Consider the following 26,131-nt stretch of genomic DNA (forward strand, 5'->3'; position numbering starts at 1 on the left):
AGCCATTGGTCGGGAAGGTGCCCGGTCCGGCGGGAGTCACCTTCTTGTCCACCATCGATCCGGCGATGGCCAACGCCGGAATGATCATCAGGAAGCGGCCCATGAGCATGTCGGCCGCGAGGGCCAGGTTGAAGAATGGCGTGTTCGCGTTCAGACCGGCGAACGCCGACCCGTTGTTTCCCGCGCCGCTCGAGAATGCGTAGAGGATCTCGGAGAGGCCGTGCGGGCCGGCGTTGTTCAGCGAAGAGATCCCGTAGGGCACGACCACCGCCCAGGCCGCAAAGCCGAGGATGAGCAGCGGGAAGATGAGCGCATAGAGCATCGCCAGCTTCATCTCGCGCGCCTCGATCTTCTTGCCCAGGTACTCGGGCGTGCGGCCGACCATCAGGCCGGCGATGAAGACGGTGAGGACCACGAAGATCAGCATCCCGTACATCCCGGCGCCGACGCCGCCGAAGATGACCTCCCCGAGCTGGATGTTCATCAGCGACACCAGACCGCCCAGCGGCGTGAAGCTGTCGTGCATCGAGTTCACCGCGCCGCAGGAAGCGTCGGTCGTGACCGTGGCGAAGAGCGCCGAGGCGGAAAGACCGAAGCGGCTGCGCAAGGCCCCGCAGAGCGGGATTGTCGTGCGCCTCGGCCCAATAGACGGTGACGACGCCGGCGATGCAAAGCACCGCCATCGCGGCCCACAGTGCCCAGCCCTGACGCTGGTCGCGGGCCATGCGGCCGTACGTGTAGGTCAGCGCTGAGGGAAGGGCGAAGATGGAGACCATCTGCACGAAGTTCGACAGGGGTGTCGGGTTCTCGAACGGATGGGCGCTGTTCGCGTTGAAGAAGCCGCCGCCGTTCGTGCCCAGCATCTTGATCGCCTCCTGCGAGGCGACCGGGCCCATGGCGAGGACCTGTTTCGCGCCTTCCAGCGTCGTCAGCTCGCGGTACGGGAGCAGGTTCTGCAGCACTCCCTGCGAGACGAGGAAGAGCGCGTAGAAGAACGAGATGGGCAAGAGCACGTAGATCGTGGAGCGCACCAGGTCGATCCAAAAGTTGCCGATCGTCTTGCCGCCAAGAGACCCCGCTTTGCGCGTCAGGCCTCGCGCGATGGCAAGGGCCACGGCGATTCCCGCGGCGGCGGAGGTGAAGTTGTGCCACGCCAGCCCGGCCATCTGCGTGAGGTAGCTGACGGTGGTCTCCGGCACATACGCCTGCCAGTTGGTGTTGGTCGTGAAGCTCGCGGCGGTGTTGAACGCGAGCGCCGGCTCCACTGCGGCTAGGTGCTGCGGATTCAGGGGCAGCAGGTGCTGCAGACGCTCGATGCCGTAGGTCACCAGCACGCCGAAGAAGCTGAATGCGAGCAAGGAGAACGCATACACGGGCCAGGTCTGCCCGTGCGCCAGATCCACTCCGCAGAGGCGATACGTGAGTCGTTCGAGTCGTCCGAACGAACGGGGCAGCGGCTGTCGCTCGGCTTCGAAGACGCAGAACATGTACGCGCCGAGCGGCTTCGTCAGCGCCAGCACGACGGCGAAGAACAAGATGATTTGCACCCAGCCGATGGCCGTCATCAGAAGTGCTCCGGTTTGACCAGCGCCCACGAGAGGTAGACGAGCAGAAGCACGGAGAGAGCGAGTCCGATTCCGTATTCGAGGCTCATCAGAGCTTCTCGCAGAGGCGCACGTAGCCCCAGGAGAGGGCGAAGAACGCGGCAGTTGCCAGGACGAGCAGGAAGTCGGCCATGAATGTCTCCGGCCGCACCGTCAAGCATGCGCCGTGCCGTTTCCGTGCGTTGAAATGGGCCGCCGATTCGAGGACTGGCAGAGAATGCGGTTGCAAACTGCGCAGCGATTCCAGCCCTGCCCTTGCAATCTGCAACCGGTCCCTAGAACGCGGCCACGGCGCTGGCGAGCGCGAGCGTCTGGGTCGTCGAGAGGATCGCCTTTCCCGATGCGTCGCGCTGCGACGTGAACAGTGCGGCGCCGGCGATGTCGTGACGGGCTTCCAGCTTCACGATGAGCTGCTTCGCCGGATGCAGCTCGAGCGTCAGGGTGCCCTCGCGCAGCACTTGCGGCGCGCCCGAGAAGAAGCCATCCCGATCGTCGTAGTACTCGGCGCGGGCCGCGATCGCGGCGAGCTCGGACAAAGTGATCCGGGCAAACAATGCTGCCGCATGCCAGAGCGCGGCGCCCTGCGGCCGATCCTGCCATCCCAGATCGGCGGTCGCCCCCAGCGTCAACCTGTTCGTGGCCTTGAACTGCGCCGTGAGATCACCGAACAGCCGCCAATGCGAGTCGTCCCCGGGCAATTCCGGTCCGGCAAAGGTGTTGAAGCTGACGGAGCCGCGTTCGCCCGTCCAGGCGACCTGCGTCCCGACCGCCTTTGCGCGGTTGTTGTCGCCGATCGTTTGCCAACCGTTGAGGAAATGGAGCTGTGCGGACCAATGCGCGTCGATGGTGTATGCCGCTTTCACTCCCGCCTGGTAGTACGGTGAGAACTCTCCCATCCAACCGCGGGTATAGTTCCAGTTGTCCTTGGAGAAGAAAGTCTCGAAGCCGATGTGCGACGGATAGATGCCCGCCTCCAGCAGGAGTCCGGATCCGATCGGAACGACGTAGCTGAGGCTGGCCTGGTACACGGAACGCCAGACGGCCGGCCCGATCCCGGAACCCGACATTTCACCCGCGTGCAGCACTTCGGTTCCGGTGCCGAATGCGAGCGTAAGGTGGAGGCCCACGGGCGCAGGGTCGACCACGACGTCGAGCGCGGCAGCATTCAGGCTCATCTCATTGGCGCGACGCGCGGTCGTTCCCGTCCCTTGAAGGAAGCTGGCGCCGTCGAAGGGCCGATTCGTATTCAGCGCATAGAACGCATCGATGAAGCCGTGCAGCTGGATGGGCGGCGTTTCCGGCGTACCGGCACCCGCCTGGGCGAGCAGCATGATCCCGACCAGCAGCGTGGACATGTCGCGCCCGGAAGCATTGGGCGTGCCAATTTCCTGCCAATCAACCTTCTGGAGTCAGCTGGTCGTCGCCTTCGTCGGGACGCGCCAACCCATACTTCTGCAGCTTGGAATGCGCGCGCTCCTTCAGGCCCGCTCCGGTCGCGGTTTCCACCGGCGGGCTGCCCACGGAGACGTGATGCGGAAGCAGCGAGAGGTCCAATTCGCCGTCGGTGGAGAGCGCGACGATGCCCTCGATCGCGTTCTCCAGCTCGCGCACGTTGCCGGGCCATGAATCCGCGCTGCGGCTGCGCGCGAAGATCAGTGCGTCATGAGCACGATCATCAGCGCCGGCGCGATGGCGCCGAGGACGTAGAAGGTCAGGCCCGGCACCCACGCTTTGATCTCGTTGAACATGCGCGCGAGCCTAGGGCGACCGCGGTGAAGGTCTGCAAGGAGCGCGGGTGTGCGTAGCGCCGCGGCCCTGCGCGGGCAGGCGACGTTCAGCGGCCGCGCAGCTCCTCCTCGGCGAGGAGCATCACTTCCCGCTCCAGCCCGGCGGGATCGTCCGGCGATCCTCTGGAGAGGACGGCGAGACGCTCGTCGCGGACTTGCGCGAGCAGCTTCCTCTTCTCCCGCTCCAGGCGGACCGTCTCGAAGGCGAAGTGCATCATCGTGCGCAGGTCCGTGTTGTCCCAGGGCTTGCGGATGAAGCGATAGACCTCGCCCTCGTTGATGGAACGGAGGGTGAGCTCGGGATCCTTGTCGCCGGTCACGATGATCCGGACCACGTGCGGATGGCGGACGCGCACCAGCTTCAGCAGATCGATCCCGGACATCTCCGGCATGTGGTGGTCGCTGATCACCAGATCGATCGGATGTTTCTCGAACAGCTCCAGCGCCTCGCGGCCGCTGTCCGTGCCGAGGACGCTGTAACCGGCCTCGCCCAGCACGCGCGTGAGCGCCAGGCGCACGGGAAGCTCGTCGTCGACGACGAGGATGGTGCGCGCCGGCAGCAGGTCCACCGCCATCTATCAGAGGTACCGGACACCCCGAGGCTCCACAACGGCGCCCGCATCGAGAAAGGTGGGCGGCGTCGTACACGTCGGTTTCGTGCGTAACGCTTCCGGTGCGCGCGGCACCCACTTGCAGAGACCGGTCCCTTCCGGTCACGGGAGCTCACAATGAAGAACATGATCTTGGTAGCGCTGGCGCTGACCGCGTTCGCGTTCGCGTGCGCGGGCGCGTCGGTGAAGAAGCAGGGTCAGGATTCCCGCGTCGGGTCCTGGGCGGGAGAGGGTTCGATCACCGACAGCGACTCGGGCACGTCCCGGGCGCAGGTCACGATCTTGTACGTGGACCCGATGGGCGTGATTGCGCCCTGATTCGGGCGGTCGCGCTCCGGGCAGCAGTCCGGCCCGGGGCGCGAGCAGTCAAGGCTGCAGCAGGACTGCGACGCTTCCTCCCGGCAGCCTGCGAACAGCGGTGCAGCGCAGGCCACAGCCCGCGGCGAGAGCGCGCAGGCGGCGCGAGGTGAAGAGGCGCACGCGCACTCCTTGCAAGCGGCGGACGAGCGCGTATCCGATTCCCACCAGCGAAACCGCGGCGGCGGAGACCACGGCGCGGCCGCCCGGCGCGAGGTGGCGGCGGATGGCGTCGAGACCGGCGGCGGGGTCTTCGACGAAATCGAATACCCCGCAGCAGACGATCAGATCGAATCTCCGCCCCAGGTGGAGAGTCTCCAGCGAGGCGTGCGCCTCCTCGTCGAGCCACCGCCGCGCGAGCGCGACCATCTCCTTCGAGGCGTCCACGCCGCAGATCGAGGCGACCATCGGCCGCAACAGTGCGGCGATCTGGCCCGCTCCGCAGCCGACGTCGAGCACGGAGTCGGTGGTGCGAGGCGCCGCAAGCTCGACGATCCCCTTGCGCTGCCACGCCAGGACCGGCTCGCGAATGCCATGGGGCCGGCGGCGCGCGTACCTCCCTGACGTGCGCGCATAGAATTCGACGGCCCGCTCAAGGTTGTTCATCGCGCACTCCTCGAACGAGGAGACGCACCCACCCTACCCCTGCAAGGCGTTGCGCCGCAAAGGCAGCAGCCTCCGGATCCGATCGTCCCGCAAGTACAGTCCGATCCAGACGAGGATCCCGAACAGGATGGGGGGAATGAACGGGTCCTGGGCGCGGATATGCGTCGCCACCGCGCCGCCGAGATACGCCGTCGTGAGGATCGCGCCGAGGACTGCGGTTCGGGGGATGGCATACACGACCACGCAGGCGATCTCCACGATGCCGATGGGAACCAGGGTCTGCTGCGGGTATCCAAATTTGCCCGTGAACACCTCGATCACGTTCAGGTTTCCGGTCAGCTTGACGACGCCGCTGAACAGCATTCCGAGGACCGGCAGCGCCGACGCAATCCGCCCGGCCCAAAGCCAGGAACGGCGTTGGTCCGCATGGACGGGGGGCGATACGCTCGAAACTTCAGTCATGAATTCTCCGTCGCAAGGGATCCCTCCCGGGGATCCGCATCCCGGCTATCGATGCCCGAGAACCGTCCCGGTCGCAAATCGTCGGCTCCCTCTTGCGCTCGCGCCCGGCGAGCGCGAAAGAGGGGGGTTTGAAGGCCCGGCGGGCGCATCCATTGAACCGCCGAGGAGGTCCCATGCGTTCGTTTCCGAAGGCCGCCGGTGTCCTTGCCTGCCTGCTGATCGGCTGCCCCAGTGGTCCGCAGCCCACGCCGCAACCCCAGCCCATAGCGCAGCCCGCTCCGCCTCCGGCTCCCGCGCCTCCGCCGCGCGAAACGCCGCCTCCCGAGGTGCGCCAGACGGTCGCGGCCGCCAGCATCTACTTCGACTACGACAGCTCGACGCTCTCCGACGACTCGCGATCGAAGCTGCAGTCGTTCTTCGCCGCCGTCCAGAACCGTTCCGACCTCCGCGTCCGGATCGAAGGAAACTGTGACGAGCGCGGCACCGCCGAGTACAACCTGGCGCTCGGGCAGCGCCGGGCCGACGCGGCGAAGCGATACCTGGCGGACCTCGGGTTTCCGGGATCGCGCATGACGACCATCAGCAACGGGAAGGAGAAGCCGCGCGCGAGGGGCGAGGACGAGGCCGCCTGGCACGAAAACCGGCGCGACGACTTGCTGCCGGAAGGCCAATGACGGAAGCGCGGTAGGCTCGGTTCGCTTCGCCGATCAGCGGCCGGACCACGCGGAGCGGAGCTGTTCCGCGTACCGTTCGGGCGGCTCGGTGTGCGCCTCGTCGCCGACGAGCTTGGGGCCGAACCAGGAGTCGTAGTTCGAGTACAGGCTCTTGAACGGAGGCCGGGCGCAGATCCGGAGATGGAGCGAATAGAACTGGCCGCTGCCGGCATCGGGGCTGGAGAAGAGCGCGAACGTGAACGGGTGCACGCCCGACTTCTCGTAGAAGGAAAGGATCCGTGAGAGCCCTTCGGCGAAGGAGGCGGCGGCGCGATCGTCCAGCTCGATGAGGCTTCCGACGCCGGGAAGCACGCCCCAGATCTCCTTCTGGTGCGCCGGGGCGAACGCGGCGATCCATTCAACCGGATCCGTCGACCCGATGTACCGCGCGCCGTCCCTGCGCTCCTGCTCGAGCAACTCCACCCAGAAGTTGCGGCCCTGGACACGGGAGTATTCGGCGCTGCGCTGGACGACGCGCGCCACGCCGGAAAACGGGACCGTTCTCACGTGCATCTGGAGATGCGGGTGAGGGACGCTCGAGCCGCCCGGCTGGAGGAAGTTCATGCCGGCGAGGTGATGGACGAGGGAAGCGTCCTGCGCTCGCGTGCGCCGGGCCAGGTCAGCGCAGGTGCGGATGGCATCGCCCAATGCCTCCCTGGAGAGCTGGGAAGGAAAGAGCACGTGCCGCGACGGATCGACGATCACCACCGAGTCGTAGCGGCATTTCGAGAACAGGTTCGGCAGCGCGAGCGCTTTGCCGACGGAGAGCTGTCCCTCCTCGACCAGATCGGGCAAGAAGCGCGTCCCCTTCTCTTTCGCGCTGCAGAACGGGCACCCGGCCTTCGATCGGGTCTCGAAGTCGCGCAACATTTCCACGTCCGCGGTCCCGAGGAAGGCCTTGGCCTTCTCGCCGAGCGCGAGGTTCACGGAGGCGACGGTGCCGGTGAGCGGATCGATGCGCTGCTCGATCTCTTGTTCGGTGCGGTTGCCTGCGGGATCGATGAGAAAGGTGCGCTCGGTGATCGACGCCAGCTCCATGTCGCCGCCTCCTGGTCGGACTTCTACTCCAAGGCGACGACGTCGATCTCCACCAAAGCGGCCTCATTGGGGAGCACTGCCTGCACGGTCGATCGCGCCGGCGGAGCGCCGGTGAAGAACTTCGCGTACACCTCGTTCATCGCCTGGAAGTCGCCGATGTTGCGGAGAAACACGGTCGTCTTCACCGAGCGATCCAGGCTGGTGCCCGCGGCGGTGAGCACCGCTGCGAGGTTCTTCAGCACCCGCTCCGTCTGCGCCTTGATGTCGCCTTCGATGACCTTGTTCGTCGCGGGGTCGCGCGCGACCTGGCCGGCGGCGAAGACGAAGCCGCCCGCCTTGATCGCCTGCGAGTACGGACCCGCGGCAGGTGGAGCATCCTTCGTGGCGACGGGTTGTTTCGCTGCGGGTGACGAGACGAGCAGTGCCAACGAACCCAGCAATCCGAGCGGATTCTTCACGGCCACACCCCTTGTGGCCGCGCAACATCGCACATTCGCGAATTCCGAATCAGGGGGCTGCCGTACCGGGCGCGACGAAAGTTTGTCGCGTGACACCGGATGCCGACAGCCGAGCCAGGCAGAACGCCGAAATCGCCATCACGATGTCCCGGACGGCGATGTCGTAGTACCCGCCGATGACGAGGTTGAGGGCGATCCCCAGCAACCACAGAGCCACAATCCAGGCGAACAACCGCGTCCAGGGGGTCAGCAACACGCCGACGCCGGCCACGATCTCGATGATTCCCACGAGGTGCATGAAGAACCGGGGCGTCATCGGGAGCAGATGCGCAATCGGAGGAGCGAGGTATTTGTCCCACTGAACGAGCAGATCCGTGAATTTGTCGAGACCCGCGACGATCGGGACGAGCCCAAACACCAGCTTCAGCGTCCGCCGGATGGTGTCGTCTGCCGTCCCGCCTGCTGAATCCATCACCGCCATTGATGCAATCCTTTCCAGTCGCTCGCGCGCGCGAGCTGTTTGGTCGTCATGAGCGTATTGCTTCGCAAAAGGTTCCTTCAGCGGCGCATTTCAGCTCTCCGACAGGCTTTTCATCGCTGGTGGCCATGCGGACATTGCGACGCCTCGGGAGGACCCATGCGCGCTGTCATGCTGCTTTGCGCTCTCCTGGTCGCTTGCGGACCGGTCGCCTCCGGCACCGGTTCGACCGGCGGCCCTTCGATCGATGCCGGCCCGGACACGGACGGAGGAATCGACGGCGGACGGCCCATCCAGCAATTTGGACTGCGCATCGGCGTGAACGGCCAGGGCGCTATCCAGTCCATCCCAGCGGGCATCGACTGCGGCCAGGTCTGCGCGGCCTCGTTCGACGAAGGCACGTCCGTCTCCCTCACCGCGGCTCCCGCGAGCGGCTTCCGATTCGACGGGTGGGGCGGCGCCTGCAGCGGACCCGGCGGGTGCACGGTGACGATGAAGGCCGAAACCCAGGTCTGGGCAACGTTCGTAGCCATCCCGCCCACCCAGCACGCCGTGACCGTCATTCTCACCGGCACAGGCAGCGGGACCGTCTCGTCGCAGCCGAAGGGTATCGATTGTGGCGGCACTTGTTCGGCGACGTTCGACAATGGCACCGGCGTGGCTCTCACTCCTGCGGCCGCCGCCGGCTCGCAGTTCGGCGGATGGGGCGGCGCCTGCACCGGAACGGCCGGCTGCACGGTGACGATGGATCGCGAGCAAGTGGTCGCGGTGCGCTTCCAGCCCGTCGCGCCGCCGCCGCAGAAGCTCGCGTACACGATCACGGAAATCCCCGGCGTCGAGGGAAACTCGTCCCTCATGCCCAGCGGGATCGACAGCCGTGGCGACCTCGTTGGGAGCTACTGGATCACGAACGGCAGCATCGTCGACGCGCACGCCTTCTTCTATGACGTGGGCACGGGCGCGACTCGCCGCATCGGAGGCAACGACGGAAGCAGCAGCCAGATGGCGAACGGCGTCAACGATTCCCTGGCAGTCGCTCTCGCAACCAACGCCCGGCCCGGAACCCATCAGCATGGGTTCCTCTGGCGCGACGGCAATCAGACGGACATTGGTGCCCTTCTAGCCGGGACGAACGGCCCGCAGACGGCGGCCACGGCCATCAACCAGCGTGGCTCCATCGCGGGCTGGTCGCTGGGCCCGAAGAACTTCCAGCGCGCGGTCCTCTGGGACGGATCCACTCTCCACGATCTCGGCTCTGCAAACGACAACTGGAGCTACGCGTACGCCATCAACATCGACGGCGTCGTCGCCGGCGCGAGCAGCGTGGCGAGCGACCCGTTCAACACGCATGCCGCGGTCTTCCAGAATGGCACCGTGAAGGACCTCGGCACGCTCGGCAACCGATGGTCGACGGCGTCCGCCATCAACGATCGGGGGCGGGTCGTCGGCAGTGCCATGACCGCGACGGGAAAGGACATCCACGCCTTCGTCTACGATCTGCCGGACGGCCCGATGCGCGACGTCTCACCGAGCGCGAACTGCGGACTGTTCGCCGTCAACAACAGCGGCGACGCGGTGGGTTACTGCACCCCCGACCAGAAGGTCAATCACGGCGTTCTTTGGCACGATGGCGCCTTCATCGACCTGAACGACGCGATCAGCGACCCGTCCTGGTTCATCGGTGCGGCGCGCGCGATCAACGACCGCGGGCAGATCGCCGTCACCGCAAATCACAATGGCGGCGCGTTCCAGGCGGTCCTGCTGACGCCGCGCTAGAGGCGCGAAAGGGAAAAGGCGGCCCGGCGGCCGCCTTTTCGCTGCAAGGACCGGGATCAGGTCCGGTCAATCGTCGTCGTCGTCGTCGTGGCAGGCCGTTCCGCGCCCGATGCAGTTCGCCTTTCCGGTCAGCTGCAGGATGTCGAGACCGGAACCGTTGCGGTCCGTGGCGTAGATGAAGCCGCGATTGTCGACCTCGACGTTGTTCGTCATGTAGCCGTCGGGTTGAACGGTATTGGCATTCGAGACCGGGACGTAGAAGCCAACTTCGACCGGCCCCTGCGGCTCGCGGATGTCCCATGCGCGGATTCCACCGGTGAAGTACGCGAGGAACGTCACCCGGCCGTAGAACGGGTTCCTGAAGTTCTCCTCGCTGGAGTGCACGCCGAAGCGCGCGCCTCGCTTGCAGTAGTTCCCGCGGGGATACCTCTCGCCTGCGCGCGGATCCACCCACATGGTCGAGAGCACCATCGGGCCCTGCCACGGGTTCTGCTCGACGCGCGTGCCCGGGGGAGCAGTTTTCGAGTTTTCCACGGTCACGTCGACGACGAAGCTCCAGTGCGGCGCTTCCTGGCACAGATCGGCGGTGGCTTCGGAGGCGAGCAGCACGACGTCGCGCGTCTTGAACTCGGTGAAGTTGGCATAGCTCGCCGGCTGGAGCCCGAACACCGGCATGCTGGTGTGGCCGCCCTGATCCGGCGACATGTAGAGGATGCCGACCTGCGGCGCCTCGAGGTCGGCGTTCGTCAGCTTGTCGTCGGTGTTCGCGGCGGGCGTGAGCAACTTCGCGCGGTCCAGGATCTGCATGACGCCGTCGTCCCCCACTCCCCACGCGGCGTAGACACGGTTGCCGATCACGTCCGGAGCGCGCGCCAAAAAGGCGGCAGCCTGCGGATGTTCGAACGCCGAGATCGCGCCGTGCAGCGAGGGCGGCACCGGACCCGTTCCGTTCGGCTGCGAGCCCGGCAAGCCGAAGGTACGGATGATGGTGGGTGTTGCGTTCGGATTGCTCCAGTCCGCGATCACCATCGACTGCCCCTGCCGCCACCTCATCCCGGTGGTTGCAGCGACGTCCTTGCTGCCCGGCAAGTACGCGATACCGCTCTTGCATTCCCACCAGACCTTGTGCGTGTTGCGGATTCCGCGCAGCGCGCTAGCGAGGAACGGGCTGGTCACGTTGGTGACGTCCCAGACCTCGTACCCTGCGAACGAGCTCCCCTGGATGTTGCGCATCAGGTAGACGTGGTTCGGCGTGCCGCGCGGCAGGTCGCTGCCCAGGCACAAGCGCACCATCTGCGCCTGGCCGCCGGCCGCCGGTACGGGGATGTGGAACTTCTCGACCGGACGCGAAGGATTGGTGGCGTCGATGATCATCGTTCCGTTCAGCTCGAGCGCTCCGCCGTTCAGCGGATTCGGCTTCGGAGCGGCAGACGAGTGCGTCCCCGCGAAGGCGATGGTCCGGCCGTCGGGATAGAGAATCACGTTCGGCTGATAGGATGGACGGCCTTGCAGGTCGACGTGACCCACGCGCCGCATGTTCCTCTGCTCCCCGCTCTGACTGATGCCGCGATCGTCGCGCGCCACCGCTCGTCCGGCCAGCGTTGCTGTGACGGCAACAGCCATGCTCGCGAGAACGCGCTTGCGCCCGGTTCCAGAGATCAACATTGGTTCCCCCTGTGGTTGTGGCCGGCCCGGCGAAAGCCGTTCCGACGAACATCTGCTGACTGCGGAGACTGCCCCCTCAGCACGGTCGGGACCGACCGGCGAGACAGCGGATGCTCCGCTCACACGTTCCCGTCAAGACGAGTTGCGTCACGGCATGTTCGAGAATTTCCACCATGTAGTGCGCTTCCCGTCGGACCCCAGAAGGCAGTGCGGTGTTTGCAGAACAGATTCTGGCCGGTTAGGCTCTGTCTGTGCTGCGCCGCGTAATTGCTGCAGTCGCGCTTCTCGGCCTGGCGTCCGCGCCGGTCGTCGGACGGACGCGGCTTCTCTGCCGCTATACGGGCGTCGAAATCACCGACTGCGCCGAGCAGGAGCTGCCTGGTCAGTCGGTTCTACGAACCGACGGCTGCTGCGACCCGCAAATGACTCGGCCTCTCGCCGCCACGATCGGTGCCGAGCGATACGAGCTGGCGTCGCCGATGGTTTGCGCGCTTCCCGTCTCGGTCGCAGCGGATACGCCGGCAATTGCGTTTGCCGTTGTTGCGCGGGTCTCGCCCGCGGGGGCCGTGGGACCACCCGTCTTTCTGATCACCCGCGCCTTGCTCATCTGAGCCTTCGGGCTGGATTGTCCGCTGCCCTGCCGCGCATTCGTGTGCGGCACGGTTCGCTGTCCACCCATGCCGTCGCTTGCCGACGGGAGGCACTCAATGGTCGCAGTGTTGTTTGCATTTGCGCTCGCAGCGCCCTCCCCGCTTCGCCTGGCGGAGTTGCTCCGGGAGGCACGGGAAAAGAATCCCGATCTGAAGGCCGCAGAGGCGCGCACGCAGGCTGCGAGAGAGAGCGTTTCGCCGGCCGGGGCTCTCGATGACCCGATGCTGATGGTGCAGCTCTGGAACGCGCCGGTGGATTTCTCTTCCATCCCGGTCATGGTCCAGCTCACGCAACCGATTCCGCTCGGTGGAAAAAGAGCCGCGCGTACCGATGCCGCCCGCGCCGACGCTTCGATGGCGGAGGCCGAGCTGGCCGGCAAACGGCGGGAGATCGAAACGCAGGTTGCCTCCGCTTACTTCGATCTGTTCCTCGCCGAGCGGACGCTGGAAGTGGACGACGAGCTGGAGGGCCTCCTGAAGGTGCTCTTGCAGTCGTCGGAGGCGCGCGTCTCGACCGGCAAGGGCGAGCAGGTGGAGCTCTTGCGCGCGCAAGGTTCGCTCGTCCAGCTCAAATCGGATCGGGAGACCGCAGTCGATCACCGCCGATCCGCGTGGTCGCGGCTGGCGTCCTTGCTTGACCGCGATCTGGCCGCGCCCACCGGAACGACCACGCAGCCCGGAATGCTGACGTCACTGCCGGAGGTGAGCGAATTGCAGCAGCGCGCATTGCGCGAGCGGCCGGAGCTCGCCGCCGCCCGCGCGCAGATCGCAGCGGCCGAGGCCCAGGCGCGGCTGGCCAAGGCCTCCACGGTACCTGACCTGGGCGTCTTCGCGGCCGAGATGCACGTATTCAGGAACCCTGGCGGCCCGTCGAATTTTCTCTTCGCGGGCGTGCAAGTAAACCTCCCGATCTTCAGCGGCGGCAAGAACCGCCCGCGCATCGCCTCCGCACAGGCCCTGGTCATCGCGGCGCAGGAGGCAACGCATGCGCTGCGCAACCGCGTAGCCTCGGAGATCGCCGAGACGTACGCACACCTGCTCGCGGAGCAGCATCAGATCGACCTGCACCACCAGCTCATTCCGATCGCGCGCCAGACGGTCGAGAGCGCGCAATCGAGCTACGCCGCGGGGCGCACGGCCTTCGTCATGGTCCTCGACAGCGCGCGCGAGCTGCGCATGCACGAGCTAGATCTGGCGACGCACTTCGCGATGTACGAACAGCGCCTCGCCGAACTGCAGCGGGCGGTCGGGGCGGATCTGGGACTCGAGCGATCAGCGGAGGCAGGCCATGAAGAGCGTCATTAGCATCGCGGCGCTGGTCCTTCTCGGTGCCTGCGCGAAGAAGGACGGTTCGGGTGCGCTGCACGCCGGTGACATGCTGGTGCGTGTCCAGCTCGATCCCGACCCGCCGGTGGCCGGCGACAACGTCCTGTGGATCGAGCTGATGGATGCGCAGGGCAAGGGCATCGACGGCGCACAAATCGGGTTCATCTACGACATGGCCGCGATGGGCGCCATGCCCGAGATGAAAGGCGGCGGCGACGTCAAGGCGAAGGGCGGCGGAAGGTACGGGATCACGTATCCGCTCTCGATGTTGGGCGACTGGACACTCACCCTCGGAATCGACGCTCCCGGACACTCTCACACCGAGTTGCGTCTGAAGGTATCGCCGCCGCACAAGGGCTACACGGTCGAGACGCGCGGGGCGATGCCGGCGCGCGAAGGCGGGGCGCAGACCATCGAGCTCGCACCTGAGCGGCAGCAGCTGATCGGCGTTGTCTACGCCCGGGTCGAGCGAAGACCGTTGACCATCACCCTGAGGGCGACCGGCCGCGTCGAGGTGGACGAGACGCAGGTCAGCGAGGTGGTGCTCAAGTACGACGCGTACGTCGAACAGCTGTTCGTGGACCAGACCGGGCAGCCGGTAAAGAAGGGTGACCCGCTGCTCACCCTGTACAGCCCCGAGTTGCTCTCGGCGGAGCGGGATTATCTCGTCGCGCTCCGTACCCCCGGCGTCCCGGGGAGCGAGCAGCTGGTCCGGGCGGCCGAGGAGCGTCTCAAGCTGTGGAACCTCGGTGAGGCGCAAATCGCGCGGCTGCGCAAGCGAGGCACCGCGGAGCCGCGCGTCGTCATCCGCAGTCCCGCCGACGGAACCGTGCTGGAGAAGAGCGTCGTCGCCGGAACAAGGGCGATGGCCGGGAACGTGCTTTATCGAATCGGAAATCTGGGACGGATCTGGGTCGTAGCGGACCTGTTCGAATCGGATGCTCCATATATGGAGCCGGGTCTCCCCGCGACGCTGGCGCTACCGTTCGCGGGCGGCCATTCGCTGAAAGGCACTGTCCAGTTCGTGTATCCGACCGTCGATGAAAAAACGCGATCGGTCAGGGCGCGACTGGTCTTTCCCAACGCGCGGCTCTCGCTCAAGCCGGGGATGTTCGCCGACGTGAAAATCGAGGTGCCGCTGGGCTCCCGGCTTTCAGTCCCCGACGATGCCCTTCTCGCGTCCGGCGAACACCGCTACGCATTCGTGAAGCGCGGTGAAGGAGAGCTGCAGGCCAGGGAAGTCAAGGTCGGCGCGCTCGGCGATTACGACGAGGTCCTCGCTGGCCTCAGCGAGGGCGAGGAGGTCGCGACACAGGCAACGTTTCTCTTGTCGAGCGAGGCGCAGCTACGCAGTGCCCTTCCGCGCTGGAACAATCCGTGATCACCAGGGTCATCGCCTGGTCCGCGAAGAACCGCCTCGCGACGCTGTTGCTCGTCGCACTCGCGAGTGCGTGGGGCGTGCTGTCGCTGCGGCACACTGCGCTGGATGCGATCCCCGACCTCTCCGACGTCCAGGTGATCATCTTCTCGGAATGGATGGGCCGTGCCCCCGACCTGGTCGAGGACAACATCACGTATCCCGTGGTGTCGTCGCTGCTCGGCTCGCCGCGCGTCACCGCAGTCCGCGGGCAGTCGATGTTCGGCATGTCGTTCGTGAACGTCATCTTCGAGGACGGCACCGATCTGTACTGGGCGCGCAGCCGCGTGCTGGAGAAGTTGTCGAGCATTTCGAACAAGCTGCCGCGAGGCGTGACACCGATCCTCGGCCCGGACGCTACCGGCGTCGGCTGGGTGTTCGAATACGCGCTGGTCGACAAGACCGGACACGCGACGCTGCAGCAACTCCAGTCGATCCAGGACTGGAACATCCGTTACGCGCTTCAGGCGGTGCCGGGCGTGGCAGAGGTCGCGAGCGTCGGCGGGTTCGTGAAGGAGTATCAAATCAATCTCGACCCTGACAGGTTGGCGGCGCTCAACATCCCGCTCGGCACTGTCGTGAACATGGTCCGCATGTCGAACGCGGACGTGGGTGGTCGGGTCCTGGAAATCAGTGGAACCGAGCACTACGTGCGCGGCCGCGGCTACGTCAAATCGCCCAAGGACCTGGAGAAGGTCGTGCTGGGCTCGCACATGGGGACGCCGGTGCTGCTGCGCGACGTCGGCACGGTGCGCATGGGGCCGGCGCAGCGGCGGGGACTTGCGGACCTCGACGGTGAGGGCGAAACGGTGGGCGGAGTCGTCGTCGCGCGCTCGGGCACGAATGCGCTCGACGTGATCGACGCGGTCAGGTCGCGCATCGCCGAGCTGAAACCTACCCTGCCGGAAGGGGTGCAGATCGTTCCGACCTACGACCGGTCGCGGCTCATCCGCGAGAGCATCGCCACGCTGAAGCACACGCTGATTGAAGAGTTGATCGTCGTCACGCTGGTCATCCTGCTCTTCCTGCTCCATTTCCGTTCGACGCTCGTCCCGGCGCTCCTGCTGCCGATCGCGGTGGTGCTTGCCTTCATTCCCATGAAGCAGATGGGTCTGACCGCGAACATCATGTCCCTGGGCGGGATCGCCATCGCCATCGGCGCGATGGTCGATGCGGCGATCATCGTCGTCGAGAATGTCCACAAGCGGCTGGAGGCGATCAAACCCGGGGACCAGCGCGCCGAAGTGGTGCTGCGCGCGCTTCAGGAGGTGGGCCGGCCGATTTTCTTCTCGCTGCTCGTCATCACGGTGGGATTTCTACCCGTATTCACGCTGGAGGGTACTGAAGGCCGCCTCTTCTCGCCGCTCGCCTGGACCAAGACCTTCTCGATGGCGTTCGCGGCGTTGCTCTCGATCACGCTGGTCCCCGCCATCGCGACCACCTTCATCCGCGGGAAGATCCGCGACGAGGACCACAATCCGGTCAGCCGTCTTCTCGGCCGCCTGTACGATCCCGTCTGCCGCTTTGCCCTGCGCTTCCGCTGGCCGGTGATCGCCGGCGCGCTCGTGCTCATGGCTCTCACGGTGCCTGTAGTGAAGTTCCTCGCCAGCGAATTCATGCCGCCGCTCAACGAGGGCACCCTGCTCTACATGCCGACCAGCGTTCCCGGCATGAGCGACGCCACCGCGCGAGATGTCCTTCAGCGGCAGGATCAGGTAATCAAGCGATTCCCGGAAGTCGAGAGCGTATTCGGCAAAGCGGGACGTTTCGACACGCCTACCGACCCAGCCCCACTCTCGATGTTCGAGACCGTCGTGAACCTGAAGCCTGGCGTGAAAGACCTGGACGCGCTGGTGCGCAAGCTGGATGCCGCGCTGCAATTTGCGGGCATGCCCAACGTCTGGTGGATGCCGATCCAGACGCGCACCGAGATGCTGGCGACCGGCGTGCGCAGCCCGCTCGGCGTGCTGGTGCTCGGCCCCGACACGAAGGTCATCGATCGGATCGGCGAGGAGATCGAGACGGCGTTGCGCGAAGTTCCCGGAACGCGCAGCGCGTTCTCGGAACGGATCGGCGGCGGGTATTTCCTCGACTTCGACGTCGATCGTGACCGCGCGGCGCGCTTCGGCCTCAATGTCGGCGACGTCGAGGATGCCGTCGAGACCGCCATCGGTGGCCTGACGGTGTCGACCACCGTCGAGGGACGCGAACGCTATCCGGTGACGGTTCGATACGCCCGCGACTTCCGTTCCGACCTGCAATCGCTCGGGCGCGTGCGAGTCGCCACGATGGACGGAGCGCAGATCGCCCTCGGACAGGTGGCGAATCTGAGATTGCGCACAGGTCCGTCGATGCTGCGCGACGAGAACGGACAGCTGGCAGGGTACGTTTTCGCCGACACGAGCCGCCCTATCGATGACTACGTCCACGACGCGAAGAAGGCGGTCGCGGACAAGGTCAAGCTCCCGCCGGGTTACCGTCTCGACTGGGCGGGGCAGTACCGCTACCTCGAGCGTGCCAAGGCGCGCCTTGCAATCGTAGTGCCCCTTACGCTGCTCATCATCTTCATGCTGCTCTTTTTCAACTCGGGGAGCGCAATCGAGGCGGCAATGGTGATGCTCGCCGTCCCCTTCTCCCTGATCGGCGCGTTCTGGCTGCTCTGGCTGCTTGGCTACAACATGAGCGTCGCGGTGTGGGTCGGACTCATCGCGCTGGCCGGCCTCGATGCGGAGACTGGCATCGTGATGCTTCTGTACCTCGACCTGGCCTGGAAGGAACGCAAACCATCCACGCGCGACGAGGCGCGTGAGGCCATCGTGCAGGGCGCGGTCAAACGCATCCGGCCAAAAATGATGACGGTGGCAACCATCCTGGTCGGCCTGGTGCCGATCCTCTGGTCGCAGGGCACGGGCGCGGACGTGATGAAACGCATCGCCGCGCCGATGGTCGGGGGCGTCGTCACCTCTGCCATCCTCGAGCTCGTCGTCTACCCCGCGCTGTACCTCATCTGGAAGGGACGGGGCCTTCCGCAGACCATTCAAGGAGAAGCAGCATGAATTGGATTGTCACCAGCGTCCTGGGTCCTGCAGTCACCGCGTGATTCCGTACTTCGTCATTCCGCCGCTGCGAATCGGGCCGGTTGCGCTGCAGCCGTTCGGTATCCTCTCCGCAGCGGGGATCCTGCTCGCCTCGCGGCTCCTGGTACGCGAGGCGAGCAGGCGCGGACTCCAGACCGAGCCGATGGAGAAGCTCGCGACGTGGGCGGTTGCCGGCGGCATCGTCGGAGCCCACCTGGTGCATCTGCTCCTCTACCATCCGGAAGAATTGCGGGAGAACGGGCCGCTGCAGATCCTGAAAGTATGGGACGGCCTCTCTTCGACCGGCGGCGTGGTCGGCGGGATCATCTGCTGCATCGCGTTCCTGCGGCGACACGGCCTCCGGTTTGCGACGTACGCGGACGCTTTCGCTATCGCTGTTCCTCCCGGGTGGGCAGTCGCGCGACTCGGTTGCTTCTCGGTCCACGACCATCCGGGAGTTTTGACGAGCTTCTTTCTGGCAGTGGCCTTCCCCGGAGGGGCACGCCACGACATGGGACTCTACGATGCGCTCGTCCTGACCGGGATCACGATCCTCGTTTACATGCTTGACCGACGTACAGCGCTTCAGGGGAGGCTGCTGGCTGTCGTCGCGCTATTGTATGGATCTTCCAGGTTCGTTCTCGACTTCCTGCGCGCACGCGATCTCCCGTACTCAGACGCGCGGTACTTCGGTTTGACGCCCGCTCAGTATGGCGCTCTCCTCCTCATGATGTGGGGTCTCTGGAAGCTTGCTCGCGGGCGGCGAGACATTGTTCACCTGCCCGCGTCTGCGCCACATTGAACACGCGGTTGCATCCCGCCACGGTGCCGCACAGAATCCCCGCCAATGGTGCGGGTGATCGCAACCGTCGCCTCGTTGGTGTTGAGTGCGCAGGGCTTCGTGCCCTTGGTACTGGCCTGCTGCAGCGCTCCGGCGGTGCATGCCTGCTGTTCGAAGGCGAGAGCGGCCGACATTCCGGACCTTCCGCTGCTCAGCCGGGCACCGTGCTGCACGCCTGCCCCGCCGCAGGCGATCCACAGAGAAGACTCCGTCAGCCCGGACCGCGTCAGCAGCGCGCCTCCTGCCGTGATCGTCCGGCCGACCGATGTACCCGTCTACCTCACCTCGATTCCGCCACGCCGCAGGACCGTTCCCGGCGCCGTGCCAGCGCTGGGACCACCTCTGCCGCTTCGGATCTAGATGGACGTCATGCGCCTTCTGTAAGACCGCGGCGCGTCGGTCCGTCTTGATCTTCGCTTCACTTCAAACGCCGCTCGCGCGGCAGAGGTACGTCTTGAACAACTGGACGGTTGCGCTCGCAGCGAGCGCACTGGTCGTCAGCCCCGGGATCGCGCACGCGCAAGAGCACGAGCACGGATCCATGCCCGGCATGGAACACGCCGAGCCGGTTGGGCCTGGTGCAGAGCCGTTATCGTTCACGCACTCGCGCGAAGGCTCGGGCACGAGCTGGATGCCGGACTCCTCGCCCGTCTTCGCGCACCACTTCATGGCCGGCGACTGGATGCTGATGCTCCACTACGCCGCGACCTTGGGGTACGACGATCAATGGAGCGATCGCGGTTCGCGCCGCCTCACCTCGACGAATTGGGTCATGGGGATGGCGGCACACCCGCTCCTCGGAGGACAAGTCACCTTCCGGACCATGCTCTCGGCCGAGCCTGCCACCGCGGGCGGCGAGCTGCAGCTTCCGCTGCTGCTCCAGAGTGGCGAGACGTATGGCGGTCAGCCGCTGCACGATCGCCAGCACCCGCACGACCTCTTCATGGAAGTCGCCGCAATCTACCGCCGTCCCATCGCCGACCTGTTCGGCATCGAATTGTACGGCGCGCTTTCAGGAGAGCCGGCGCTGGGGCCGACCGCGTTCATGCATCGCGCTTCAGCGATGAACAATCCGTTCCCGCCGATCGGCCACCACTGGCAGGACTCGACGCACATCTCCTTCGGCGTGCTGACTGCGGGCGTCTACAACCGATGGGTCAAGCTGGAGGGATCCATCTTTCACGGGCGCGAGCCCGACGAGAATCGCTGGGATTTCGACTTCGGCGCGCTCGATTCCTGGTCCGGACGGCTATCCGTGAACCCGACGCAACAGACCAGCTTCCAGGTCTCCTATGGCTACGTGAACAGCCCCGAGGCGGCGCAACCGCAGGAGAACCTCCATCGAGTGACCGCGTCAGGAAGCTACAGCGCGCCGATGCTCTCGGACGGCAACGTCGCATTGACTGCGCTCTGGGGAAGAAACGTCGAGGCGGGCCATTCATCGGACAGCGCGCTCGTCGAGGCGAATCTCGATCTCGACGGCAAGAACGTGCCCTTCGTGCGCTTCGAATACGTCCAGAAGCTCGGCCATGACCTCGTGCTGCCGGGCGACCCGGACGCAAAGTACGACGTGTTCCAAGGCTCGTTCGGATATGTGCACCGCTTCACCGGCGGGCCCGTCGTGCCGGTCATCGGCATATCCGTGGACATCGGGATCGTGCCCGCCTCCATCGAGGCGCAGTATGGGACGCGGACTCCCGTGGGGGCCTTCGTCTTCATCGGGCTACAGCCGCCGAAGATGTCGTTGGGCCACGAACACCACATGAGCGGCATGTGAAGAAAAACGAGACGGCGGCGCAGTCGCGAACCGGAATCGATCCGGTCTGCGGCATGAAGGTGGATCTCGATCATCCCAAGGGCGGGAAGGTGATCTACCAGGGCCGCGAGATCGGCTTCTGCAGCGGGAGATGCAAGGCAAAATTCGAGGCCGATCCGCAGAGGTACCTCCGTCCGAAGAAGGCCGAATCGCCGCCGCCGCCGGGCACCGAATGGACTTGCCCCATGCACCCGCAGATCGTCCGCAACGGCCCCGGATCGTGCCCCATCTGCGGCATGGCGCTCGAGCCCCGCGCCGTATCACTCGACGAGAGCAATCCCGACCTGGACGACATGAGCCGGCGGTTCTGGGCGAGCCTCGTCTTCACGGTGCCGGTGTTTCTGCTCGGCATGTCCGAATTCCTGCCGGGAACGCCGGTCCAACATGCGCTTGGTCATTGGTTGCCGTGGATCGAGCTGGTGCTGACGACGCCCGTGGTCCTCTGGGCAGGCTGGCCGCTGTTCGAGCGCGGCTGGGCGTCGATCGTGAACCGAAGTCTCAACATGTTCACGCTGATCGCTCTCGGTACCGGTATCGCGTACGTATTCAGTGTCATCGCGACCGTCGCCCCGAGCCTTCTTCCGGAAACAATGCGGCGCGGCGGAATGGTTCCCGTCTACTTCGAGCCGGCGGCGTTCATCGTTTCGCTCGTCCTCCTCGGCCAGGTCCTCGAGCTTCGAGCGCGGGCGAGAACGCGCGGAGCGCTCAAGGCACTGCTGGGGCTCGCTCCAAAGGTCGCTCGCCGCATCGACAAGGACGGCTCCGAGCACGACGTCGCACTCGCGGAGGTGATGCCCGGCGACCTGCTCCGGGTTCGCCCGGGCGAGAAGGTGCCCGTCGACGGCCTCGTCATCGAGGGGCGCAGCAGCGTCGACGAGTCGATGATCACGGGGGAAGCAATCCCGGTCGAAAAGGGCCCTGGCAGCAGGGTCACCGGCGCGACGGTCAACCAGACGGGGAGCCTGGTGATGCGCACCGAGCGCGTCGGCGAGTCGACCCTGCTGGCGCAGATCGTGCGCATGGTCAGCGAGGCGCAGCGGAGCCGCGCGCCCATCCAGCGACTTGCGGACAAGGTAGCGGGTTGGTTCGTGCCCATCGTCGTTGCTGTCGCCGGGCTGACCTTCGCGACCTGGATGCTGGTCGGACCGGAACCGCGATTCGCGCACGCGCTGGTGAATGCCGTGGCCGTCTTGATCATCGCTTGCCCGTGCGCACTCGGTCTCGCCACCCCGATGAGCATCATGGTGGGCGCGGGACGGGGCGCGACCGCGGGCGTCCTCATCCGCAATGCCGAGGCGCTCGAGGCCATGGAGAAGGTCGACACGCTTCTCGTCGACAAGACAGGCACAATCACCGAGGGAAAGCCGCGGATCGTGACCGTTCAATCTTTCGCACCATTCGCCGAATCGGAGGTGCTCCGGCTCGCAGCAAGCCTGGAGCGCGCCAGCGAGCATCCGCTCGCGCGCGCCATCGTGGAGGGCGCACGAGAGCGCGGAATGTCATTGGGACCTGCAGGCGAGTTCACCTCGACGACCGGCGGTGGCGTCAGCGGCCACGTCGAGGACCGCCAGGTCTGGGTCGGAAGCCCGCGGTTTCTGGAAAGCGTGCATGTTCCCGTCGAAGGAGCGAAAGAGCGGGCGGAAAGGCTGCGCGCCGAAGGGCAGACCACGCTGTTCGTCGCCATCAATGGGCAGCTCGCGGGGTTGCTTGGAGTCGCAGATCCCATCAAGCCATCCAGCGTAGAGGCGATTCGGCTACTGCGAGCTGAAGGCATCCGGGTCGTGCTGGTCACGGGCGACAGCCGTACGACCGCGGAGACCGTGGCGCGGAAGCTGGGCATCGAGGACCTTCACGCAGAGGTCCTGCCGTCGCAGAAGAGAGACCTCGTGCTGCGGCTGAAGCGCGAAGGCCGCATCGTCGCGATGGCCGGAGACGGCATCAACGACGCGCCGGCGCTTGCAGCCGCGCACGTCGGCATCGCCATGGGCAGCGGAACCGACGTGGCAATGGAGAGCGCCGGAATCACGCTGGTGAAGGGCGACCTCCTCGGCATCGCTCGAGCCCGGATTCTGAGCCGCGCCACCATGCGCAACATCCGGCAGAACCTGTTCTGGGCGTTCGCCTACAACGTGGCCGGCGTGCCGCTCGCGGCGGGCGTTCTCTACCCGGCCTTCGGCCTGCTGCTAAGCCCGATGATCGCCAGCGCAGCAATGAGCTTCAGCTCGGTCTCGGTGATCGTCAACGCTCTGCGCCTTCACCGAATTCGCATCTAAGTAGCGGACGTAAAAGCATCACCGCGTCGCCGGGTACGGGTCGCGGAACACGAGCAGGCGCCCCTTGCCGGGATCGCACACGTAAGCGCTCCCCGAATCGTCCGTCGCAACGCAATGCGCGTCGGGCGCGGTCTCCGCGCTGCCGAGCACCGCCGGCCGGCCGCGCCCGTCGATGCCGATCACGGTCAGCGTCGCCGCCCCGGCGCCGGGCACGTAGAGGTGCGAGAGCCTGGCCGCGAATGCGATCACGTCCACGCCGTTCCCCGCCGGAGCGTGGCCGAGGACCGTGCCGCCGTGCTCGACATCGAGAACGACTGCTTTTCCCTCCTTGCAGCCCACGAAAGCGTATCCGTGCGGGACGTCGAGCGCGAGACCGCGTGCGCCTTCGCAACCGTTGGGCCAGCGCGCCACGATCGTCCGCGATGCGAGGTCGATGGCGAGCGTCGCGTCGTGCCAGGTGTTCGTGTACGCGCGGCGCCGGAGGGGATCGATCTCGAGAGACTCCGGTCCGTCAGCCACCTCGATGCTCCCGGCGCGCACGAGCGCCGGCGGTCCTTTCCGGTCGAGCCGGAATGCTTCGATCGTCTTGGAGCCCGGTTCGCTCACCCAGACCTCGCGCAACGGCGCCACCCATCGGACGTAATCGGGAGCGCCGCCGAGCTTGACCGAGCTGAGGATCCGTTTCGCCGCCGGATCGACGATCGCCAAGGTGCCTGCGGTGCGGTCGGAAGCGAAGATCAGCCCGTCGCCGCTGTCGGCAGAGGTCGTCCCCTGCGAATGGCCGCGTTCGCGCTGTGGCGAAGTGGAGAACCCGGCGATCTCGCTGACGCCTTGCGTCTTCGGATCGACGAGGTCGAGGCGACCCGATGCTCCGGCAGGCACGAGCAGCTTGTGCAGCTCCGGGGAGAAGCGCAGGTCATCGAAGCCGATGCCGCCCTCGCCGCCGGGCAGCGCGAGCGGCGTGAGGATACCTGCTGCGCCGAGAAGGACGAGGACCGCTGTGACGTTCATTGCTTCCTCCGGAGAGTGGGGAGTCCGATGCCGAACGCCCAGGTGAAGCCGGCGCGGATCTCCGTCGTGCTCACCGGTCCCGCCCGCGCCAGCCGGACCGCAGCGTCAATGGAAAAGCTCTCCCGCAGCCGCCAGATCGCACCGAGGAGCCCCGAGATCGTGGTCGGTGCGTTGCGCTCCGCCTCGACGAAGAGCTCGGCGACCGGCCGGACGACCCATGCATCGTGGCCTTCGGCGATCAAGCTCGCAAACATTCCGGGCGTGTGCGTGCGCGTCCACGATGCAGCGCCGTTGAGGTGGAGCGTCAGCGCGTCCCATCGCTGGGATGCAATCAACGCCAGCTCCGCGCCGGCACCGCCCTCTCCGTCGGTTGCCGGGAGCAGCGCGCTCATCTCCGCCGCAATGCTGATGCCGCTCTTCTCCTGCAGGACGCCCTCGCGAAGGACGTGCTTGAGCGAAAGCGCCGCATCCTCGACGGCCCATCGTCGTCCGGAAGCCGAATTTCCGAGCTGCACGAACTGCCTGCCTTCGAGCACGAGCTCCCAGTCCGCTGCAAGACCCCAGTTCAGAATCAAGCTCGGGGCGATGAGAAATCGTCCGGAACCTTCCTTCAGGAATCCGACCGGACCGACCTCCATCTCGATGTCGCCCTGCTCCGCCACCGCGGCATCGGTCGCGTCGAATGGCCGATACGCCCGCGCGGAGCCCGACAGCGCCACCGAGAGCAGGAGCAGCAGCGCGACCGAGGTCCTGCCGGATCTGGAGGACAACCGTGCCAGGCCGATCGCGCGATCAGGGGTGGGACGGATGGGGCGCGGTGTAATGACGCGACGTGGACTCACCGGGAAGGAAGCTCAGACCGTCGACCGTCATGTCGTCGACGTAGCAATACGCCCAATCCTCTCCGGGCTCGAACGACTTGATCGCCGGGTGCTTCGTCCGGTGGAAATGCTTGGTCGCGTGGTGATTCGGAGACGAGTCACAGCAGCCGACGTGGCCGCAGCTCATGCAGAGCCGCAAGTGGACCCATTCGCCGCCGGATTCCAGGCATTCCTTGCATCCCGCGCCGCTGGGCTTGACCGCCGTGCGACCGGGCTCGCCGAGCTTTTCGAGATCGTTGCAGACCCGTTCCATGAAGCCTCCTTGTTGGACGTGAGCATCGCCACCACGCAGCGGCCGCGCTACAAGAAGATCATGACAAGCCGAGTTGCAAGCGACGTGTGGCCCACCCTGCGACTCCGTGACTGGCAGGAGACGTACGGGACGCTGCACATGTGGACGCAGATCGTCGGCAAGACGCGGCTCGCGCTGGCCCCGATGGTGAACCACTGGTGGCAGGTACCGCTGTACGTGACGGCGCGGGGACTCTCGACGTCGCCGATGCCCTCCGGCGGCCGCGCGTTCGAGGCGGAATTCGACTTCTTCGATCACGTGCTGGCGCTGCGGAGGAGCGACGGCGTGACGCGCACGCTGGCGCTCGGTCCCCGATCGGTGGCGGACTTCTATCGGGAGTACATGGCGCTGCTGAAATCCCTCGAGCTCGACGTGCGCATCCGCCCCGTGCCTGTGGAAGTGCCGCGCGCCATCCCCTTCCTCGAGGATCGCGAGCACGCCTCGTATGACGCGGACGCCGCGCAGCGCTGCTTCCTCGTCCTCACGCAGGCCGACCGGCTGCTCAAAGAGTTTCGCGGACCATTCCTCGGCAAGTGCAGCCCGGTCCACTTCTTCTGGGGAAGCTTCGATCTCGCCTGCACCCGCTTCTCGGGCCGACCCGCGCCGGAGCATCCGGGCGGCGCCCCGAACTGTCCCGACTACGTGATGCACGAAGCGTACTCGCACGAATGCATCAGCGCGGGCTTCTGGCCGGGCGGGGGCCCAGTGGAAGAGCCCGTCTTCTACGCGTACGCATACCCCGAACCGGCGGCTTTGCCGCGGGCGAGGATTCTTCCCGCGGAGGCGCGCTACGACACCGTCATGCGCGAGTTCCTTCTTCCGTATGAAGCCGTCCGTACCGCCGCGCGGCCGGACGAGTCGGTGCTTGCCTTCCTCCGGAGCACGTACGAGGCCGCCGCGGATCTCGCCGGGTGGGACCGCTCCGCGCTCGAGAGGAGAGTAAGCGCCCGTTGATTCGCGCTGGAGGAACACCCAAGGCCGAGAAGCAACGC

At 66.2% G+C, this 26,131-nt stretch carries 23 protein-coding genes and 1 pseudogene; 10 read left to right on the top strand and 14 right to left on the bottom strand.

Annotated features, from left to right (window positions below):
• The 5 genes and pseudogenes from kdpA to E6J58_15885 all read right to left on the bottom strand — a co-directional run bounded on the left by kdpA (window position 1) and on the right by E6J58_15885 (window position 3,966).
• A pseudogene (gene kdpA / locus E6J58_15865) lies at window positions 1-1,565 on the bottom strand (potassium-transporting ATPase subunit KdpA).
• On the bottom strand, window positions 1,565-1,765 hold the full coding sequence (locus tag E6J58_15870; protein ID TMB35668.1) for a potassium-transporting ATPase subunit F: 201 nt from the start codon (window positions 1,763-1,765) through the stop codon (window positions 1,565-1,567). Before E6J58_15870 ends, kdpA begins: the two are co-directional and overlap by 1 nt.
• A 114-nt stretch (window positions 1,766-1,879) precedes the next feature.
• On the bottom strand, window positions 1,880-2,959 hold the full coding sequence (locus E6J58_15875; GenBank protein ID TMB35669.1) for a porin: 1,080 nt from the start codon (window positions 2,957-2,959) through the stop codon (window positions 1,880-1,882).
• Window positions 2,960-2,999: 40 nt separating this feature from the next.
• Window positions 3,000-3,332 (bottom strand): hypothetical protein, encoded by a 333-nt coding sequence (locus E6J58_15880; protein TMB35670.1) that lies wholly within the window; start codon window positions 3,330-3,332, stop codon window positions 3,000-3,002.
• 106 nt (window positions 3,333-3,438) lie between these two features.
• On the bottom strand, window positions 3,439-3,966 hold the full coding sequence (locus E6J58_15885; protein TMB35671.1) for a response regulator: 528 nt from the start codon (window positions 3,964-3,966) through the stop codon (window positions 3,439-3,441).
• 153 nt (window positions 3,967-4,119) lie between these two features.
• Between E6J58_15885 and E6J58_15890 the strand changes: the two genes are divergently transcribed.
• Window positions 4,120-4,320 carry a hypothetical protein gene (locus E6J58_15890; protein ID TMB35672.1) on the top strand — a complete coding sequence of 67 codons (201 nt, stop codon included), beginning with the start codon at window positions 4,120-4,122 and terminating at the stop codon, window positions 4,318-4,320.
• 48 nt (window positions 4,321-4,368) lie between these two features.
• Here the strand turns inward: E6J58_15890 and E6J58_15895 are convergent, their stop codons facing one another.
• Together E6J58_15895 and E6J58_15900 are read right to left on the bottom strand one after the other, a co-directional pair.
• Window positions 4,369-4,965, bottom strand: coding sequence for a class I SAM-dependent methyltransferase (locus E6J58_15895; GenBank protein TMB35673.1), 597 nt, complete (start codon window positions 4,963-4,965; stop codon window positions 4,369-4,371).
• Between the two features lie 33 nt (window positions 4,966-4,998).
• Window positions 4,999-5,427 (bottom strand): DoxX family protein, encoded by a 429-nt coding sequence (locus tag E6J58_15900; GenBank protein ID TMB35674.1) that lies wholly within the window; start codon window positions 5,425-5,427, stop codon window positions 4,999-5,001.
• Window positions 5,428-5,600: 173 nt separating this feature from the next.
• On the opposite strand from E6J58_15900, the gene E6J58_15905 reads away from it, so the two are divergent.
• A complete protein-coding gene (locus tag E6J58_15905) occupies window positions 5,601-6,101 on the top strand; it encodes a peptidoglycan-associated lipoprotein (protein ID TMB35675.1) in 501 nt (166 codons plus the stop codon).
• A gap of 33 nt (window positions 6,102-6,134) precedes the next feature.
• On the opposite strand, the gene E6J58_15910 is transcribed toward E6J58_15905, so the two are convergent.
• The 3 genes from E6J58_15910 to E6J58_15920 form a co-directional block, all read right to left on the bottom strand.
• Window positions 6,135-7,178, bottom strand: a complete 1,044-nt coding sequence (locus tag E6J58_15910; protein TMB35676.1) for a hypothetical protein — start codon at window positions 7,176-7,178, stop codon at window positions 6,135-6,137.
• Window positions 7,179-7,201: 23 nt separating this feature from the next.
• Window positions 7,202-7,600 carry a RidA family protein gene (locus E6J58_15915; protein TMB35748.1) on the bottom strand — a complete coding sequence of 133 codons (399 nt, stop codon included), beginning with the start codon at window positions 7,598-7,600 and terminating at the stop codon, window positions 7,202-7,204.
• Between the two features lie 85 nt (window positions 7,601-7,685).
• Window positions 7,686-8,108, bottom strand: coding sequence for a DoxX family protein (locus tag E6J58_15920; GenBank protein TMB35749.1), 423 nt, complete (start codon window positions 8,106-8,108; stop codon window positions 7,686-7,688).
• 57 nt (window positions 8,109-8,165) lie between these two features.
• Here E6J58_15920 and E6J58_15925 point away from each other — a divergent pair, with 57 nt between their 5' ends.
• Window positions 8,166-9,890: a hypothetical protein gene (locus E6J58_15925; GenBank protein TMB35677.1), complete on the top strand. Its 1,725-nt coding sequence runs from the start codon at window positions 8,166-8,168 to the stop codon at window positions 9,888-9,890.
• Between the two features lie 66 nt (window positions 9,891-9,956).
• Here E6J58_15925 and E6J58_15930 read toward each other — a convergent pair whose 3' ends face one another.
• Window positions 9,957-11,555: a hypothetical protein gene (locus E6J58_15930; GenBank protein ID TMB35678.1), complete on the bottom strand. Its 1,599-nt coding sequence runs from the start codon at window positions 11,553-11,555 to the stop codon at window positions 9,957-9,959.
• 677 nt (window positions 11,556-12,232) lie between these two features.
• On the opposite strand from E6J58_15930, the gene E6J58_15935 reads away from it, so the two are divergent.
• The 6 genes from E6J58_15935 (at window position 12,233) to E6J58_15960 (ending at window position 22,955) form a co-directional block, all read left to right on the top strand.
• Complete coding sequence (locus tag E6J58_15935) at window positions 12,233-13,510, top strand: TolC family protein (GenBank protein ID TMB35679.1); 1,278 nt, start codon at window positions 12,233-12,235, stop codon at window positions 13,508-13,510.
• Window positions 13,494-14,912, top strand: a complete 1,419-nt coding sequence (locus tag E6J58_15940) for an efflux RND transporter periplasmic adaptor subunit (GenBank protein ID TMB35680.1) — start codon at window positions 13,494-13,496, stop codon at window positions 14,910-14,912. The genes E6J58_15935 and E6J58_15940 overlap by 17 nt, the downstream gene beginning before the upstream one ends.
• Window positions 14,909-18,004, top strand: a complete 3,096-nt coding sequence (locus E6J58_15945; GenBank protein ID TMB35681.1) for an efflux RND transporter permease subunit — start codon at window positions 14,909-14,911, stop codon at window positions 18,002-18,004. Before E6J58_15940 ends, E6J58_15945 begins: the two co-directional genes overlap by 4 nt.
• 40 nt (window positions 18,005-18,044) lie before the next feature.
• Window positions 18,045-18,827, top strand: a complete 783-nt coding sequence (locus tag E6J58_15950) for a prolipoprotein diacylglyceryl transferase (protein ID TMB35682.1) — start codon at window positions 18,045-18,047, stop codon at window positions 18,825-18,827.
• A 493-nt stretch (window positions 18,828-19,320) separates the two neighbouring features.
• A complete protein-coding gene (locus E6J58_15955) occupies window positions 19,321-20,643 on the top strand; it encodes a hypothetical protein (protein ID TMB35683.1) in 1,323 nt (440 codons plus the stop codon).
• Window positions 20,644-20,696: 53 nt separating this feature from the next.
• Complete coding sequence (locus tag E6J58_15960) at window positions 20,697-22,955, top strand: heavy metal translocating P-type ATPase (protein TMB35750.1); 2,259 nt, start codon at window positions 20,697-20,699, stop codon at window positions 22,953-22,955.
• 18 nt (window positions 22,956-22,973) lie between these two features.
• On the opposite strand, the gene E6J58_15965 is transcribed toward E6J58_15960, so the two are convergent.
• From E6J58_15965 to E6J58_15975, 3 genes are read right to left on the bottom strand one after another with little or no spacing between them, the layout of a single operon-like run.
• Window positions 22,974-23,966, bottom strand: a complete 993-nt coding sequence (locus tag E6J58_15965) for a hypothetical protein (protein ID TMB35684.1) — start codon at window positions 23,964-23,966, stop codon at window positions 22,974-22,976.
• Complete coding sequence (locus tag E6J58_15970) at window positions 23,963-24,736, bottom strand: hypothetical protein (GenBank protein ID TMB35685.1); 774 nt, start codon at window positions 24,734-24,736, stop codon at window positions 23,963-23,965. The genes E6J58_15965 and E6J58_15970 overlap by 4 nt, the downstream gene beginning before the upstream one ends.
• A gap of 22 nt (window positions 24,737-24,758) precedes the next feature.
• The gene (locus tag E6J58_15975) at window positions 24,759-25,100 is read right to left on the bottom strand and encodes a UBP-type zinc finger domain-containing protein (GenBank protein ID TMB35686.1); all 342 of its coding nucleotides are present in this window, start codon (window positions 25,098-25,100) and stop codon (window positions 24,759-24,761) included.
• Between the two features lie 60 nt (window positions 25,101-25,160).
• Between E6J58_15975 and E6J58_15980 the strand changes: the two genes are divergently transcribed.
• Window positions 25,161-26,093 carry a hypothetical protein gene (locus E6J58_15980; protein ID TMB35751.1) on the top strand — a complete coding sequence of 311 codons (933 nt, stop codon included), beginning with the start codon at window positions 25,161-25,163 and terminating at the stop codon, window positions 26,091-26,093.
• Window positions 26,094-26,131 lie beyond the last annotated feature (38 nt).

Source organism: Deltaproteobacteria bacterium, from assembly GCA_005879535.1.
GTDB lineage: Bacteria > Myxococcota > Myxococcia > Myxococcales > 40CM-4-68-19 > 40CM-4-68-19.